This is a genomic window from Algibacter sp. Ld11 (genome assembly GCF_045066735.1).
Lineage (GTDB): Bacteria > Bacteroidota > Bacteroidia > Flavobacteriales > Flavobacteriaceae > Algibacter.
Window position 1 is genome coordinate 513,643 of sequence record NZ_JBISHH010000026.1, and the last position, 16,155, is coordinate 529,797.

13 protein-coding genes are annotated in these 16,155 nt (G+C 33.1%); 11 read left to right on the top strand and 2 right to left on the bottom strand.

Annotated features, from left to right (window positions below):
* Window positions 1–15: 15 nt before the first annotated feature.
* The 5 genes from ACJJV4_RS18640 to ACJJV4_RS18660 all read left to right on the top strand — a co-directional run bounded on the left by ACJJV4_RS18640 (window position 16) and on the right by ACJJV4_RS18660 (window position 8,733).
* On the top strand, window positions 16–1,062 hold the full coding sequence (locus ACJJV4_RS18640) for an o-succinylbenzoate synthase (protein WP_405297068.1): 1,047 nt from the start codon (window positions 16–18) through the stop codon (window positions 1,060–1,062).
* Window positions 1,053–2,009, top strand: coding sequence for a CPBP family intramembrane glutamic endopeptidase (locus tag ACJJV4_RS18645; protein ID WP_405296909.1), 957 nt, complete (start codon window positions 1,053–1,055; stop codon window positions 2,007–2,009). The genes ACJJV4_RS18640 and ACJJV4_RS18645 overlap by 10 nt, the downstream gene beginning before the upstream one ends.
* A gap of 2 nt (window positions 2,010–2,011) precedes the next feature.
* A complete protein-coding gene (locus ACJJV4_RS18650) occupies window positions 2,012–3,082 on the top strand; it encodes an AMP-binding protein (RefSeq protein WP_405296910.1) in 1,071 nt (356 codons plus the stop codon).
* 178 nt (window positions 3,083–3,260) lie between these two features.
* Window positions 3,261–5,024, top strand: a complete 1,764-nt coding sequence (gene sppA / locus ACJJV4_RS18655) for a signal peptide peptidase SppA (protein WP_405296911.1) — start codon at window positions 3,261–3,263, stop codon at window positions 5,022–5,024.
* A gap of 274 nt (window positions 5,025–5,298) precedes the next feature.
* Window positions 5,299–8,733: a VIT domain-containing protein gene (locus ACJJV4_RS18660; RefSeq protein ID WP_405296912.1), complete on the top strand. Its 3,435-nt coding sequence runs from the start codon at window positions 5,299–5,301 to the stop codon at window positions 8,731–8,733.
* An 82-nt stretch (window positions 8,734–8,815) separates the two neighbouring features.
* Here ACJJV4_RS18660 and ACJJV4_RS18665 read toward each other — a convergent pair whose 3' ends face one another.
* Entirely contained in the window at window positions 8,816–10,444 is a 1,629-nt protein-coding gene (locus tag ACJJV4_RS18665; RefSeq protein WP_405296913.1) for an acyl-CoA carboxylase subunit beta, read from the bottom strand.
* A gap of 147 nt (window positions 10,445–10,591) precedes the next feature.
* Here ACJJV4_RS18665 and ACJJV4_RS18670 point away from each other — a divergent pair, with 147 nt between their 5' ends.
* From ACJJV4_RS18670 to ACJJV4_RS18685, 4 genes are read left to right on the top strand one after another with little or no spacing between them, the layout of a single operon-like run.
* Window positions 10,592–10,948, top strand: coding sequence for a DoxX family protein (locus ACJJV4_RS18670; protein ID WP_405296914.1), 357 nt, complete (start codon window positions 10,592–10,594; stop codon window positions 10,946–10,948).
* Window positions 10,949–10,950: 2 nt separating this feature from the next.
* Window positions 10,951–11,481 (top strand): NADPH-dependent FMN reductase, encoded by a 531-nt coding sequence (locus ACJJV4_RS18675; RefSeq protein ID WP_405296915.1) that lies wholly within the window; start codon window positions 10,951–10,953, stop codon window positions 11,479–11,481.
* A 2-nt stretch (window positions 11,482–11,483) separates the two neighbouring features.
* Window positions 11,484–11,921, top strand: coding sequence for a MarR family winged helix-turn-helix transcriptional regulator (locus ACJJV4_RS18680; RefSeq protein WP_405296916.1), 438 nt, complete (start codon window positions 11,484–11,486; stop codon window positions 11,919–11,921).
* Between the two features lie 17 nt (window positions 11,922–11,938).
* Entirely contained in the window at window positions 11,939–12,661 is a 723-nt protein-coding gene (locus ACJJV4_RS18685) for a pirin family protein (protein ID WP_405296917.1), read from the top strand.
* Window positions 12,662–12,744: 83 nt separating this feature from the next.
* On the opposite strand, the gene ACJJV4_RS18690 is transcribed toward ACJJV4_RS18685, so the two are convergent.
* Window positions 12,745–13,929, bottom strand: a complete 1,185-nt coding sequence (locus ACJJV4_RS18690) for an MFS transporter (RefSeq protein ID WP_405296918.1) — start codon at window positions 13,927–13,929, stop codon at window positions 12,745–12,747.
* Window positions 13,930–14,207: 278 nt separating this feature from the next.
* On the opposite strand from ACJJV4_RS18690, the gene ACJJV4_RS18695 reads away from it, so the two are divergent.
* Window positions 14,208–14,390, top strand: a complete 183-nt coding sequence (locus ACJJV4_RS18695) for a CAL67264 family membrane protein (RefSeq protein WP_042494706.1) — start codon at window positions 14,208–14,210, stop codon at window positions 14,388–14,390.
* Window positions 14,391–14,452: 62 nt separating this feature from the next.
* Entirely contained in the window at window positions 14,453–16,144 is a 1,692-nt protein-coding gene (ettA, locus tag ACJJV4_RS18700) for an energy-dependent translational throttle protein EttA (RefSeq protein ID WP_405296919.1), read from the top strand.
* The last annotated feature ends 11 nt before the right edge of the window (window positions 16,145–16,155 follow it).

The window sequence follows — 16,155 nt, forward strand, 5'->3', positions numbered from 1 at the left end:
TATTTTAGCATGACTATGATGGCAACTTACCAACCATACACTTTAAACTTCAAGCAAGCAAGCGGAACTTCGCGCGGTATTTTAAAAACTAAAGATACTTGGTTTATTATTTTAAATGAAGGTGAAAAAAATGGTATTGGAGAGTGCGGCATGTTTCGCGGACTTTCTATTGATGATAGACCCGATTTTGAAGATAAATTAAAATGGGTTTGTAAAAATATTGAATTAGGTTTAGATGCGTTGTTATTTCAGTTAGAAGAGTTTCCTAGCATTCAATTTGGGTTAGAAATGGCTTTTAAATCTATTGAAAGCATAGATGGTTTCGATTTGTTTCCTTCAAAATTTACTAAAACGGAAGATAGTATTGCTATTAACGGATTAATTTGGATGGGGACGGAAAGTTTTATGAAACAACAAATTAAGGATAAAATAGAAGCTGGTTTTAGTTGTATTAAAATGAAAATTGGTGCTATCGATTTTCAAACAGAAATTAATCTTTTAAAATCAATTCGAAAAGAATTCAATTCAAATGATATTGAATTACGAGTAGATGCTAATGGCGCTTTTAAACCTTCGGAAGCTTTAGAAAAACTGAAAGTATTATCAGATTTCGATTTACATTCCATAGAGCAGCCTATAAAGCAAGGCCAGATAGCCGAAATGGCAAAACTCTGTGAAACTACACCATTGCCCATTGCTCTAGACGAGGAACTTATAGGTGTGTTTTCCGAAGAAAAAAAACAAGCATTATTAGAAACTATTTGTCCTCAGTACATTATTTTAAAACCAACATTAATTGGTGGTTTTAAAGGGAGCGACTCTTGGATTAATCTAGCTCATAAACAAAATATAGGTTGGTGGATTACAAGTGCCTTAGAGAGTAATGTAGGCTTAAACGCTATTGCACAATATACCTATGGTTTAAATAGTAATCTACCACAAGGTTTAGGTACAGGCAGTTTGTTTTCTAATAATTTTGATTCACCACTTTTAGTTAAAAATGGTACATTGCAGTATAATGAGGTAAAACCTTGGAAATTTAATTTAGAAGTATGTATATAGCTCAAGCCTATAAAGGCTTACACGATTGGTGGAGATATTTATTAGGATTATTTATTGTTTTTATAGCTTGGCAAGTTATAGGTATGATTCCTTTGGGAATTGTTTTAGGGATTAAAGTTTTTGAAACAGGTAATATGCCAGTCACGATACCAGAAATGATTGAGGCATTAGGGAGTAATTTATTTCTGTTTTTAATGTTAGTATCTTTTGCAGCAGGATTGGCGGGCGTTATTTTTTCGGCTAAAGTTCTGCATAAGCAATCGTTTGTGCAATTAACAACAACACGTAAAAAGATAGATTGGAGCCGTTTTTGGTTTATTTTTATTCTTTGGGGTGTTATTTCTTCTGGTTTTGTATTGATAGATTATTTCTTTTTTGCGCCAGAAGATTATGTGCTTAATTTTAAATTAAAACCATTTTTAATACTCGCAGCAATAGCTATTACTTTAATACCGTTACAAACCAGTTTTGAAGAGTATTTTTTTAGAGGTTACTTAATGCAAGGTATTGGTGTTATATTTAAAAATAAATGGTTACCATTGTTAATAACATCTGTCGGTTTTGGACTTATGCATATTGCAAATCCTGAAGTGGAGCAACTAGGGCCAGTAATTATGGTATATTACATAGGCACAGGTTTGTTTTTAGGTGTTTTAACTTTAATGGACGAAGGCTTAGAACTTGCCTTAGGGTTCCATGCTGCCAATAATTTATTTACAGCCTTGTTAGTTACTGCCGACTGGACTGCCTTCCAAACCGATTCAATTTTAAAAGACATGTCCGATCCAGATACTATGGCCTTGGGCGAAATATTTATACCAGTATTTGTAGTTTTTCCAATACTTTTATTTATTCTTTCTAAGAAATATAAGTGGACCAATTGGAAAGATAAACTTATAGGCAATGTTACCGAACCAACAAAAGAAGACTATAAAATAATAGAATAATTATGATACCAGATTACACTAAAGTACATGTAAGGTTTAAGTTAAATGATCACCATTATTCTCACGAAGACTTAATGGAAGTTGCGTATAGCTTTGTAAAAGAAGGCGTTGCTTACGAACGCGAATTGGGTGAGTTTTTACTCGATTGGTTGGATAGGCATGATTATATAAAGGTGCGTACCTCGGGATCTACTGGAAAGCCTAAAGAGATTATTATCAAAAAGGAAGCTATGGTAAAATCGGCGATTGCAACTGGTGATTTCTTCGATCTTAGTCCTGGTAAAAAGGTGCTACACTGTTTACCATCCAATTTTATTGCTGGTAAAATGATGATTGTTCGTGCCATTGTTTTAGGTTTAGAGCTTGATATGGTAGAGCCAGCTGCTTTTCCAAGAATAGATTACGAGAAAGACTATGAGTTTTGTGCATTTACACCAATGCAACTTAAAAACTTCGCTAAATATTTTGATAAAATAAAAACGGTTATTGTTGGTGGTGGTCGCGTTTCTGAGAGTATAAAAGCATTAATTCAAGATAAAAAACCTAATGTTTATGAAACATATGGTATGACGGAAACCGTTTCTCATATTGCGATAAAGAAAATAAATAATTTTACAGATTCTGAATCTGATAAATATTTTAAAACGTTAACGGGAATTACAGTTGCTTCAGATGATAGGGGTTGCTTGGTTATTAATGCTCCAAATTTGTTAGACGAAGTTATAGTGACTAATGATATTGTTAAAATTCATTCTGATAATAGTTTTGAGTGGTTGGGTCGTTTCGATAACGTAATTAATTCTGGAGGTATTAAGTTGTATCCAGAGGTTATAGAAGAGAAGTTACAGTGCAAAATACCGCAACAATTCTTTATAACATCTGTTCCAGATGACACCTTAGGAGAAAAAGCTATTTTAATTATAGAAGGAAAGGATAATAAGCTAGACGATTCAATTTTTGATGGTTTAGATAAATACGAAAAACCAAAAGCAATATACGCTGTAAGTAAATTTATAGATACAGCTTCAGGAAAAATTCATCGTAAAAACACGTTAGATCAAGTTGTTTTTTAAACTCGAATAACGAATACTCTTAATAATACCTACTAGGTTTTTATAACTTGGTAGGTATTATTGTTTTAGACCTGCATATTTAAAGTCAACGTTTTTAAAAAATGAAAAAAATAATGAGCTTTAAGTGTAACGTCTAGACCTTTTTTGATACTTATAAAAAAATAATAATTTATTTAATATGGAATTTATAAAACGTGTATTATCAACGCTAACTGGAATCATTCTGTTCTGTGTGCTTTTCTTTTTAGGAATAATTTTTCTAGGATTTATTTTGGGGTCTGGAGGTGACGATGTTGTTATCGTAAAAGATAATTCTGTTTTAGAATTAACCCTCGATTTTCCAATAAAAGACTATGCAGGTAAAACAGAGTTTGCCGAATATCCTTTTTTAAATGAAGACGCTAAAAATGGGCTTTTCAATATTATCGATGCCATAAACTATGCGGAAACAGATAATAAAATAAAAGGAATTTCTATAGATAATAATTTTATAAGTGCCGGGATTTCCCAAACGAAAGCCTTGAGAGATGCGCTTTTGAAATTTAAGGAATCGGGAAAATTTATTGTGGCTTACGCCGATATTTATACTCAAAAAGACTATTATTTATCGTCTGTTGCAGATACTATTTACATGAATCCTGCTGGAATGATGGAGTTTAAAGGTCTATCTACCGAACAATTGTATTTTAAGGATTTTCAAGAAAAATCTGGAGTAAAAATGGAAGTAGTTCGTTTTGGTAAATACAAAAGTGCTGTAGAGCCGTTTTTAGAAAATGAAATGAGCGATAATAATCGTGAGCAAATTACAGCATATTTAAGTTCCCTTTGGAGTGAGATTAAGCACGATATTTCTAAAAGTAGGAGTATAGATGAAACGCGACTTAATATTATTGCCGATAGTCTTTTGGCAAGGAATGCAACATTAGCAAAATCGTCTAAAATGATTGATAGAATAGCTTATCATGATGAATATATTAATGGTTTAAAGTTTGCCTTGGGCGTTGAAAAAGATAAAAAACTAAAAACAATTTCTATTGCAGATTATGCCATCCACACAGCCGGTGAATTGAAATTAAAGAGTAATAAAAATCGAATTGCCCTTATATATGCCGAAGGTGAAATTATTTACGGTGAAGGAGATGAAAATAGCGTAGGCCAAGGTACCATGAGTGCTTCGCTTAAAAAAGCAAGAGAAGATGATAAGATTAAAGCTGTGGTTTTGCGTATTAATTCGCCAGGAGGCAGTGCTTTGGCTAGTGAATTAATTTGGCGCGAAATAGAGTTAACTAAAAAGGTTAAGCCTGTAGTAGTGTCTATGGGGAATGTAGCTGCATCTGGAGGTTATTATATAGCTTGCAACGCTGATAAAATTATTGCAGAGCCAACAACAATTACTGGAAGTATTGGTGTTTTTGGTACGCTACCAAACGCTAAGGTTTTAGCAGAAAGAATGGGGATTAATGCCGAGCAGGTGGTTACTAATAAAAACGCTGTAACGTATAGCTTTTTTGAAGATATGACTGAAGATCAACACGCATTCATTAAAGAAGGCGTTATTGATATTTATGAATTATTTACCAAACGAGTTGCTGACGGAAGAGGTATGAATCAAGATGACGTTAAAGCCATTGCACAAGGTCGTGTTTGGACGGGAACAGCTGCTGTTAAAAATGGATTGGTAGATGAATTAGGAGGATTAGATTTAGCTCTTAAATACGCGGCAGAATCAGCTGGAATAGAAGAATATAAAATTAACGAATTTCCAATATTTAAAAAGGATTTAGATAAAATGCTGCAAGAGTTTGGTTTAGTAAAAGCTAAGGAAACTATTTTAAGAGAAGAACTTGGTGAAGCACAATATTCTATTTATAAAGAAGTAAAATCTCGAACGCAACGCAAGGGAATACAGTTACTTTTTCCTTATAGTTTAGAGGTGAAATAATAATATAAAATATATTTAAAACAAAACAGGTGCTTAACATTTAAGCATCTGTTTTGTTTTTATAAAGGTTTTAAGCAAATGCTTATTTGATGTATTGTTATGGTGTGTAGCAGATTTTTATGTAAAACGCTCATGCCGTATTTTCAGCACTTTAATTTTAAAAAATGTAACGTTTTTATAACTACACTCATTGATAAGGGGCTTTCACTCATTATTGGTTTCGTTTATTTTGTAATAAGTCTAATTTTATAGAGAACCTTAAAAATTAGTTATTATGAAATGTTACTACCTTCAATTAATATGCGTGTTGTTTAGCGCAAGTTTATTTTCGCAAAATATTCCAGAAGTCAAATTAAAAGATAATTCAACGCTAAAGCTTAAAAGTTTAAATGTTGAAGTTAATATCACTGGCAATATAGCATTGACAACTTATAAAATGAAATTTTATAATAGCTCAAACACTATTCTGGAGGGAGAATTGGCATTTCCATTAGGTCAAGGACAATCGGTAACAGATTTTGCTATGGATGTTAATGGCGTTATGCGGCATGCGGCTATTGTGGAAAAAGAATTGGGACGTGTTGCTTATGAAACAACAATAAGAAAAACCATAGATCCAGGTTTGTTAGAAATGACAAAGGGCAATAACTATAAAGCTCGAATTTATCCAATACCTGCTAATGGTTATAAAAGCATCGAAATTACCTACGAGCAAACACTGGTTGCAAATAATAAAAAGCATCGCTATCAAATACCTTTAAATTTTGAAAATAAATTATCTGAATTTTCAATTGATATTAATGTTTTTGGAAATAAAAATATTCAAATTACCGATTCTTCTATTTATAATGATTTGAAGTTTAGAAATGCATTAGGAGTTAAAAAAGCGCATTTTAAAGCTGAAAATTTTATTCCTAGAAACACCATTACTTTAGAAATGAGGTTGGAAGATAAAGCCAACTTAACCACTTACAATGATTATTTTAATTTTTATAAAGCTTTTAAGCCAAAATCACGATTAAAATCGAAACCAAAGGCTATTACTGTTTTTTGGGATGCATCATATTCTATGGAACGCAGAAAACTAGATAAAGAATTTGAGTTGTTAGATGCCTATTTACAATATCTAGAAAATGTTAAATTGAATGTGGTTGTGTTTAATACCAAAATTAGAAGTAATAACACATATAATATAAAAAGCGGAGATTGGAACGCGGTTAAAAAAGCTCTCGAAAATGTAGTTTACGATGGTGGCACATCTTACGTAGATTTAGAAAATCATATTTCTGAAACCAATTTATTCTTTACAGATGGTATGTTTAATTTGGGAGATTTTAATATAGGCAAAAAGCCGGCCATTTATACAATTAATTCATTGACTTCAGCAAATCATAATAGGTTATCACAATTAGCTAATAATACTCATGCTAATTATATTAATCTATCTATAAGCTCTATTGAAAAAGCAATCAATGCTGTTACAACAGAAAATTATGAGTTTTTAGGGATTGCACAAAATAATGATATATATGAAGTTTATCCATTAAAAAACACAACTGTAAATGAAGATTTTTCTTTATCAGGAAAGTTTAAAACTAAAATAAATATTGAGTTGCTATTCGGGTACAGTAACACTGTAACGGAACGTGTAAAAGTTAATATTGAAAAATCAGAAAATAGCCCAGCGGTACAGCGTTTGTGGGCGAAGCAAAAACTAATTTATTTAAATGAAAATTCTAAAGAAAATAAAGAAGAAATTATTCAACTAGCGAAGAAAAATCACTTAATAACGGAATATACTTCTATGATAATTTTGGATAGAGTAGAAGATTATGCACGATACAAAATAGAACCACCTGCAGAATTAAAAGAACGGTACAAAGCACTTGTAAAACTTGAGAAAGCTAATCAAGATGAAAGAAGGGAACTTATAAATCACAGAAAGAATGATTTGTTATTGGATTATAAAGATTTGATGCATTGGTACACTAAAGTTTTTTCAAAAGTAAAGAAACCTATTATTGAAAAAACAGAGTCAAACTTAGTCTCAACACCACATAGCAAAGCTCCTTTGGTTAATATAAATTCAAGTAATAGTCGTGTTGCTATAGACTATACAAAAAATGTAGTGAGTGGCTATGTTAAAGATGATCAAGGCGAGCCTCTTGTAGGTGTAAGTGTCTATACAGAAAATAATACTCACGGCGTTGTTACTGATTTCGATGGTAAGTATGTGTTAAATGCAGAAGAAGGAGAGGTTTTGGTGTTTTCATTAATTGGTTTTATATCAGAAGAAATCACGTTAAGTTCTAATACAGTTGTTAATGTATTTTTAAAAGAGGACACCTCGTCTTTAGATGAGGTTGTAGTTGTTGGTTATGGAGTACAACGGAGGTCTATTGTTACCTCTTCGGTTACTACAGTGTCTGCCGAGCATATGGAAAATGAAAATGCAGTGGTTGAGGCTTTGCAGGGGCGAGTAGCGGGTGTGCAAATAGCATCAAATAATGAATCACTTAATAGCGACAAGTCATCAATTCGTGTTGCTCGATTTAATTTAAATGATGGTAATAGTAAACCATTATATATTGTAGATGGCCTAGTTTATACGGAAGCTAATTTTAAGGATATTGCAACAACTGATATCAATAATATAAGAGTATTAAAAAATGGGGAAGGAAGCTCAATTTATGGAAATAGAGCTATAAACGGTGTTATTCTTATATCAACTAAAAAAGGAATACTAGAAAATAGAGATAAAATTGAAAGGCTAAATAAAAAAATAGACGAAGAGATTCGTTTTAAACCTTGGTCGCCAAAAGCTGAGTATTTAGAAGTTCTGTCTAAATCTGAGACAGTAGAAATAGCTTATAAAAAGTATTTAGATTTGCGCAAAACATACAAAAATACACCAACATTTTTTATGGATGTTGCCGAGTATTTTGATGCTATTAATGAAAAGGAAACCGCTGTACAAATTGTTACTAATTTAGTTGAAATTGATTTAGATAACCATGAACTTAGTAGGGCTTTAGCTTATAAGTTAGAATATTTTAAAGCCTACAATTTAGCAGTTTATGTTTATGAAGAGATCTTAAAATTAAGACCAGAAGAACCGCATTCTTATCGGGATTTGGCCTTGGCATATGAAGCAGTTGGATCTTATCAAAAAGCTTTTAATATGCTATTAGAAATTATTGATGGGGATTTGTTAGAAAAAGATGAAGATGAGCGTTTTTATGGCGTTGAGCATATTGCTTATGTAGAAGCATGTCATTTAGTAATGCTACATAAGGAGAAATTAAGCCTTACAGAGCGTCAAAGTAAGTTACTTAATGAGTTTGCTGTAGACTTGAGAGTTGTAATTGATTGGAATCATAGTGATACAGATTTAGATCTTTGGGTAGAAAACCCGAATGCTGAAAAGCTACTATATAGTAATAAGAATTCTAGAGATGGTGGGCGACTTTCTGAAGATATAACAGAAGGTTATGGACCGGAAGAATTTTTGATTAAAAAGGCGTCCAAAGGTGATTATGAAATTCTTGTTGATTATTATGGCGATCGGATTCAAAAAATATCGGGGCCAACAACATTAAAGGTTACAATTTTTACTAATTATGGAAGAAAAAATGAAAAAAAAGAGATTAGAATTTTACGACTAAATAAAGAGGAAGATGAAATAGAAGTGGGCACTATTAGCATATAGGGACCCACATATTTTAATATAACAACGACGCTCATTTTATCTTGTAAAATGAGCGTCGTTAATTTTATAAATTTTGACAACTCTAAACTTGTATAACGCCTAAATTAAAAGGTTTTTCAATAGGAGCGTGGTTTGCAGCTTCAATTCCCATACTTACCCATGTTCTCGTATCTAGAGGGTTTATAATAGCATCTGTCCAAATACGTGCAGCTGCATAATAAGGCGATACTTGGTTATCATATCGGTCTTTTATTTTATTAAATAATTCAGCTTCTTTTTCTGGAGTAATTTCTTCTCCTTTTTTTAGCAAAGAGGCTTTTTCTATTTGAAGCAATACTTTAGCTGCAGAATTTCCACTCATAACTGCGAGTTCCGCACTTGGCCAAGCTACAATTAATCTGGGGTCGTATGCTTTTCCACACATGGCATAATTTCCTGCACCATAACTATTTCCTATAATTATGGTAAATTTTGGAACTACAGAATTACTAACGGCGTTTACCATTTTTGCTCCATCTTTAATAATTCCACCATGTTCACTTTTACTACCAACCATAAAACCAGTAACATCTTGTAAGAATACTAAAGGGATTTTCTTTTGGTTACAATTAGCAATAAAACGTGTGGCTTTATCGGCGCTATCATTATAAATAACACCACCAAATTGCATTTCTCCACTAGCCGTTTTAACTAGTTTACGTTGGTTGGCAACAATACCAACAGCCCAACCATCAATCCTGGCATAGCACGTTATAATAGTTTGCCCATAACCAGCTTTGTATTCATCAAACTCCGAGTTGTCAACTAGGCGTTTAATAATTTCGTACATATCATATTGATCTGCACGGCTTTTTGGTAAAATACCATAAATGTCATCCGGGTTTTCTTTTGGTTTCTTGGTTTCGCTACGGTTGTATCCTGCTTTATCAAAATCGCCAATTTTATCAATAATATTTTTTATGGTATTTAAGGCATCGGCATCATCTTTTGCTTTATAATCGGTAACACCAGATATTTCACAATGCGTAGTTGCTCCTCCTAAAGTTTCATTATCAATACTTTCTCCAATAGCTGCTTTTACCAAATAACTTCCAGCTAAAAATATACTTCCGGTTTTATCAACTATTAGAGCTTCATCACTCATAATTGGTAAATACGCACCACCAGCAACACAACTTCCCATAACGGCTGCAATTTGAGTAATACCCATGCTACTCATTATTGCGTTGTTTCTAAAAATGCGCCCAAAATGTTCTTTATCAGGGAAAATTTCATCTTGTAATGGTAAATACACACCAGCCGAATCCACTAAATAGATAATGGGCAATCTATTTTCTATAGCAATTTCTTGAGCGCGCAAGTTTTTCTTTCCAGTAATAGGGAACCAAGCGCCGGCCTTTACTGTGGCATCATTAGCAACTACAATACACTGCTTGCCTTTTACATAACCTATTTTTACAACCACCCCACCAGAAGGACAGCCTCCATGTTCAGCATACATGTCTTCACCTGCGAAGGCAGCAATTTCAATAGATTTCTTTTTAGGATCGAGCAAAAAGTCAATACGTTCTCTAGCTGTCATTTTTCCTTTACTATGCAGTTTTTCAATACGACTTTTTCCGCCACCGAGTTTTACTTTAACAAGGCGTTTTTTTAATTCGGAAAGTAAGAGTTTGTTATGATCTTCGTTTTTATTGAAGTTAATATCCATTGTCGAAATTTTATTTGCACGAATTTACGAAACCAAAAAACAATTATAAAGCGAATATTTTGTTAAAATATATTACATGGAAATATTTTCCTTGGAATATAAATTTACTTTTCTTAATTTTGTATTCTAATATTGAAATAGAAAAAGATGAAAAGAGATAAAATTATATTTTATATAGCAACAGGTTTACTATCTGTAATTGTGTTATTTTCAGTTTACATGTATGTTTTTAAACATGAAGCTATTGTTGGCGCCTTTACTAGTTTAGGTTACCCGCCTTACTTAATTTACCCGTATGCAGGCTTAAAATTACTAGGCTTATTTGCGGTATGGAATCCTAATTTCAAGGCACTAAAAGAATGGGCCTATTCGGGTTTCTTTTTTGCTTTTATTTTAGCTTTTTTTGCCCATATTATGGTGAATGATGGCGGACACATGACAGCAGCATTAGCGTTAGTGTTTTTAATAGTATCTTATATTTTTAATAAAAAAATAAAAAAATAATTATGAAGAAAATTATAGCATTTGCAGGAAGTAATAGCAAAACCTCTATAAATAAGCAACTAGCAACTTATGCAGCGCGTTTAGTTGGTGGTGTTGAAACTACAGTTTTAGATTTAAATGATTTTGATTTACCACTTTATGGCATCGATTATGAAAATGAAAATGGCATACCAAAAGATGCTTATAAGTTTTTAGAGATTTTAAAAAACACCGATGGTATTGTTTTGTCTTTAGCAGAGCATAATGGTGCTTATTCAACGGTCTTTAAAAATTTATTCGATTGGATGACGCGTATTGAAGGAAAATTATTCTTCAAAAAACCCATGCTACTTATGGCAACTTCCCCTGGTGGTCGAGGAGGTTTATCTGTTTTAGAGATTGCAAAAGGTAGATTCCCTTTTCACGACAGTAACATTATAGAAAGCTTTTCTCTGCCATTTTTTGGAGAAAATTTTAAAGAAGATAAAATAGTAGACGAAGCACTTAATGCTCAATTGAGAAGTGCCATTGTAAAATTTCAAAAAGCGCTTTAAACGTGGGCGATATTAGTAAAGATATAAATTCGAAATTCCCTAATAATAAGGTGAAAGCGATGTTGAATGTGCTATACACGGCAAACTGGATAGCGAGTTACCAAACGGAGTTTTTTAAGCCTTTTGGTATTTCGGCTCAACAATTTAACATATTAAGAATACTGAACGGTGCGAAGGAAGCTTTAAGTGTGCAAGTTATAAAAGATAGAATGGTTGAACGTGCACCAAATGCGACTCGCTTAATGGATAAATTGCATGCCAAGAATTATATAAACCGTTTACCCTGTAAGGAAGATAGGCGTGTTGTTTTTATCCAAATTACCCAAAACGGAATTGATTTATTAGAATCCATACCAAATACGCTTAATGCAGATTTGTTTAAAAATTTAAATGAAGAAGAAGCTAGACAATTAAGCGATTTACTTGATAAAATGCGATAATGAGTAACTAGAATATTATGAAAACAATAACACATAAAGCAGATAGTAGAGGTTTTGCAAACCATGGTTGGTTGCAGGCTAATCACTCTTTTAGTTTTGCTAATTTTTACAATCCTGAAAAAATGAATTTTGGGGCATTACGTGTTTTAAACGATGATGTTATAGCACCTAAAATGGGGTTTGGAACGCATCCGCACGATAATATGGAAATTATTACCATTCCGTTAAAAGGTGTTCTTAAACATCGAGATTCTATGCACGAGCAATGGCAATCAGTTCACCCAGGAGAAGTTCAAATTATGTCTGCAGGAACTGGGCTTGAGCACTCTGAAATTAATGGATCGGTTGCTGAACATTTAAGCTTGTTTCAAATTTGGATTATACCAAATAAGGAAAATGTGGTCCCACGTTACGATCAGAAAATGTTTGATGTGAATGGGAGAAAAAATAAAATTCAAACATTGGTAACTTCTATAGATGATGATCAAGAAGGTAGTTTAAAAATTCATCAAGATGCTGTTATTTCTCGAATAGACTTGGATAAAGATAACTCTATTAGCTACATTTATAAGAATAAAAATAATGGTGTTTACGTGTTGGTTATTCATGGAGAGGTGAGCATTGGGAATTCGATTTTAAACGCAAGAGACGCCATTGGAATTTTAGACACCGATACATTTCAAATTAAAGCCTTAGAAGATGTAAGCTTGCTCTTTATTGAAGTACCTATGGAGTATTAATACATTATAATTTACAATAAAAAAAAAGACTGTTTTAAATAAAATTTTAAACAGTCTTTTTTTTTCAGCAACTCCTAAATTTTTTAGGAACTAAAAACTTTTATTTTATATCTCTGTTTAAAACGATGCCGTCTGTAAAGAATAATTCCTAGGGCAATAAAAACGCCTAAGGCTGCCATAGCTGCTCCAACCCAATCGGCAGCAGTATATCCGTATCCCATAGCTATAGGTAAACCAGCAAAATAAGCACCAGCCGCATTACCAACATTAAATGCACTTTGGTTTAATGATGATCCTAAAGTTTCAGAGCCTTTCGATGCATTTATAATAGCCATTGAAATGGGAGTAGATAAGCAAAAAGTAACCATACCAATTATTAAAGTCATCACTAAAATCATCACTTTGTCGCTGGCTAAATAAGTGTTCATCACTAAGCAAATAGCCATAAAAATCAAAGTAAGCATTACGGCAACAATAGGTTGCAGTTTTTCGGCAAGTTTAGCGCCTATAATATTCCCGATAACCATACCTAATCCAGCAAGAATCATGGCGTATGGCACAACATCTTTACTATGCCCAGCAACATCTGTAATTAATGGAGCAATATAGCTGTACCAAGCAAAGAAACCACCTGTACCAATGGTAGTGAGCAGTATAATGAGCCAAAGTTCTAAACGTTTAAATATTTTTAGTTCTTTTACAAAATTAGATTCTGATGATTGTTTTAAAATAGGCATCCAAAATTTAACCGATAAAACGGCTAATACGCCAACAATACCAACCATCATAAAGGAGATATTCCAATTAAAATGTTTGCCTAAATATGTGCCCAACGGTACACCTAAAAGGTTTGCAACAGTTAGGCCGCTAAACATAATAGCGATACCCCGTGCCTCCTTTCCTTTTTTAGATAATTTTCCAGCAACAACAGCTCCAATACCAAAAAAGGCACCGTGTGGTAAGCCAGATAAAAAGCGTAAAATTATAAAAGAATTGTAACCTGTAGCAAAGGCTGAAAAGGTGTTAAAAACAGTAAACCATAGCATTAAAGCAAACAAAACTTTGTGAGCAGGCCATTTGCTACCTAAACCCGTTAGTATGGGAGCGCCAACAACAACACCAAGTGCATAAGCTGAGATAAAATGCCCTGCTTTAGGAATACTGATATCGAAAGAAGTCGCTATATCGGGCAGTATACCCATAATTACAAATTCGGTAAGTCCTATACCAAATCCGCCTATAGCTAAAGAGAGTAGGGCTTTGTTCATTATAGTTAGGTTTTTGTCAACTGCAAAAATAGCGCTTACACGGTTTGATAAAGACTGTTTTATTATTAAAAAAAAGTTAATTGAGAAGTGTTTAAAATAAAATATAAAAAATGAATGAAAGAATAAGAAAGGTGTTCGTGTTTTGCTGTATTCCTATATTTAGGCCTAATACATAATTATATCAACTTGAAAAAAATATAATCAATAGAGCTTTAGTTTTATTTCTAAAAATCCGATATTTGCGTTTAGACTAACCATCAAAAAACAAGAGAAAGAATATGGCAATGAACAAAAACACGGTTTTAGCTTGGGCTACTATCATAATGATTTTCGTAGGATTAGGTTTAATCGCTTTAGGAGCGTTTAGGTATGATGATGTAGCAGGCTGGGGTTTTGCAGCAGTAGGTTTTGGCTTTTTTGCTGTAGCTTGGGTATTTAACGCGCTAAAAGGGCGTGTTTAAATTTAGTTTTTAAACAATATAATTGAAATCTAAAACCATTTTAAATAGATAATTACAAAGGAATGAGTGACGATAAAAAAATAATATTTTCAATGTCTGGTTTAACCAAGACATTTCCTGGAGCGAATACTCCAGTTTTAAAAAACATATATTTAAGTTTCTTTTATGGAGCTAAAATTGGAATTTTAGGTCTTAACGGGTCGGGTAAATCTACTTTATTAAAAATTATCGCAGGTGTCGATAAAAATTATCAAGGTGATGTTACGTTTCTTCAAGATTATTCTGTTGGTTATTTAGAGCAAGAACCACAATTAGACGATGAGAAAACGGTTATAGAAGTAGTTCGTGAAGGTGCTGCCGAAACGGTTGCTATTCTTGATGAGTACAACAAAATAAACGATCAATTTGGATTAGAAGAAGTGTATTCTGATGCCGATAAAATGGAGAAATTGATGAACCGCCAAGCGGAGCTTCAAGATCAAATAGACGCTTCTAACGCTTGGGAATTAGATACCAAATTAGAAATTGCTATGGATGCATTACGTACTCCAGATGGTGATAAAAAAATAGGTGTATTATCTGGTGGAGAAAAGCGTCGTGTAGCATTATGCCGTTTACTTTTACAAGAACCAGATGTATTACTTTTAGATGAGCCTACCAACCACTTAGATGCAGAGTCTGTACATTGGTTAGAGCATCATTTAGCGCAATATAAAGGTACTGTTATTGCTGTAACGCACGATAGATACTTTTTGGATAACGTTGCTGGTTGGATTTTAGAATTGGATAGAGGTGAAGGTATTCCTTGGAAAGGGAACTACTCATCTTGGTTAGATCAAAAATCTAAACGTATGGCTCAAGAAAGCAAAACAGCTTCTAAACGTCAAAAGACTTTAGAACGTGAGTTAGAATGGGTTCGTCAAGGAGCAAAAGGGCGCCAAACAAAACAAAAAGCGCGTTTAAATAATTACGACAAATTAATGAGTCAAGATCAAAAACAACTTGACGAAAAATTAGAAATATACATTCCTAATGGACCACGTTTAGGTACTAATGTTATCGAAGCTTCTGGTGTTGCTAAGGGTTATGATGATAAGTTGTTGTATGATGATTTAAACTTCAACTTACCCCAAGCTGGTATTGTTGGTGTTATAGGACCAAATGGAGCTGGTAAAACTACCATTTTCAGAATGATTATGGGTGAGGAAACTCCGGATAAAGGTCAGTTTAAAGTTGGAGATACAGCGAAGTTGGCTTATGTAGATCAAAAACACTCTAATATAGATCCAGAAAAAACAATTTGGCAAAACTTTAGTGATGAGCAAGAATTGGTTATGATGGGAGGAAAAGAAGTTAATTCTCGTGCCTATTTAAGTCGATTTAATTTCTCTGGAGGCGAGCAAAACAAGAAAGTTAAATTACTTTCTGGTGGAGAGCGTAACCGTTTACATTTAGCTATGACGCTTAAAGAAGAAGGAAACGTATTGCTTCTTGATGAGCCAACCAATGATTTAGATGTAAATACATTAAGAGCTTTAGAAGAAGGTTTAGAAAACTTTGCAGGTTGTGCTGTTGTTATTAGTCACGACCGTTGGTTTTTAGATCGTATTTGTACGCACATTTTAGCATTTGAAGGGGATTCTCAAGTTTATTTCTTCGAAGGTAGTTTTTCTGATTACGAGGAAAACAAAAAGAAACGTCTTGGTGGAGATTTAATGCCAAAACGAATTAAGTATAAAAAACTAGTTAGATAGTTTTACTTTTA

Bases quoted from the DNA above. Each gene is read 5' to 3' on its own strand.
- ACJJV4_RS18640 (WP_405297068.1), top strand. From the start codon at position 16: ATGATGGCAACTTACCAACCATACACTTTAAACTTCAAGCAAGCAAGC.
- ACJJV4_RS18645 (WP_405296909.1), top strand. From the start codon at position 1,053: ATGTATATAGCTCAAGCCTATAAAGGCTTACACGATTGGTGGAGATAT.
- ACJJV4_RS18650 (WP_405296910.1), top strand. From the start codon at position 2,012: ATGATACCAGATTACACTAAAGTACATGTAAGGTTTAAGTTAAATGAT.
- sppA (WP_405296911.1), top strand. From the start codon at position 3,261: ATGGAATTTATAAAACGTGTATTATCAACGCTAACTGGAATCATTCTG.
- ACJJV4_RS18660 (WP_405296912.1), top strand. From the start codon at position 5,299: ATGAAATGTTACTACCTTCAATTAATATGCGTGTTGTTTAGCGCAAGT.
- ACJJV4_RS18665 (WP_405296913.1), bottom strand. From the start codon at position 10,444: ATGGATATTAACTTCAATAAAAACGAAGATCATAACAAACTCTTACTT.
- ACJJV4_RS18670 (WP_405296914.1), top strand. From the start codon at position 10,592: ATGAAAAGAGATAAAATTATATTTTATATAGCAACAGGTTTACTATCT.
- ACJJV4_RS18675 (WP_405296915.1), top strand. From the start codon at position 10,951: ATGAAGAAAATTATAGCATTTGCAGGAAGTAATAGCAAAACCTCTATA.
- ACJJV4_RS18685 (WP_405296917.1), top strand. From the start codon at position 11,939: ATGAAAACAATAACACATAAAGCAGATAGTAGAGGTTTTGCAAACCAT.
- ACJJV4_RS18690 (WP_405296918.1), bottom strand. From the start codon at position 13,929: ATGAACAAAGCCCTACTCTCTTTAGCTATAGGCGGATTTGGTATAGGA.
- ACJJV4_RS18695 (WP_042494706.1), top strand. From the start codon at position 14,208: ATGGCAATGAACAAAAACACGGTTTTAGCTTGGGCTACTATCATAATG.
- ettA (WP_405296919.1), top strand. From the start codon at position 14,453: ATGAGTGACGATAAAAAAATAATATTTTCAATGTCTGGTTTAACCAAG.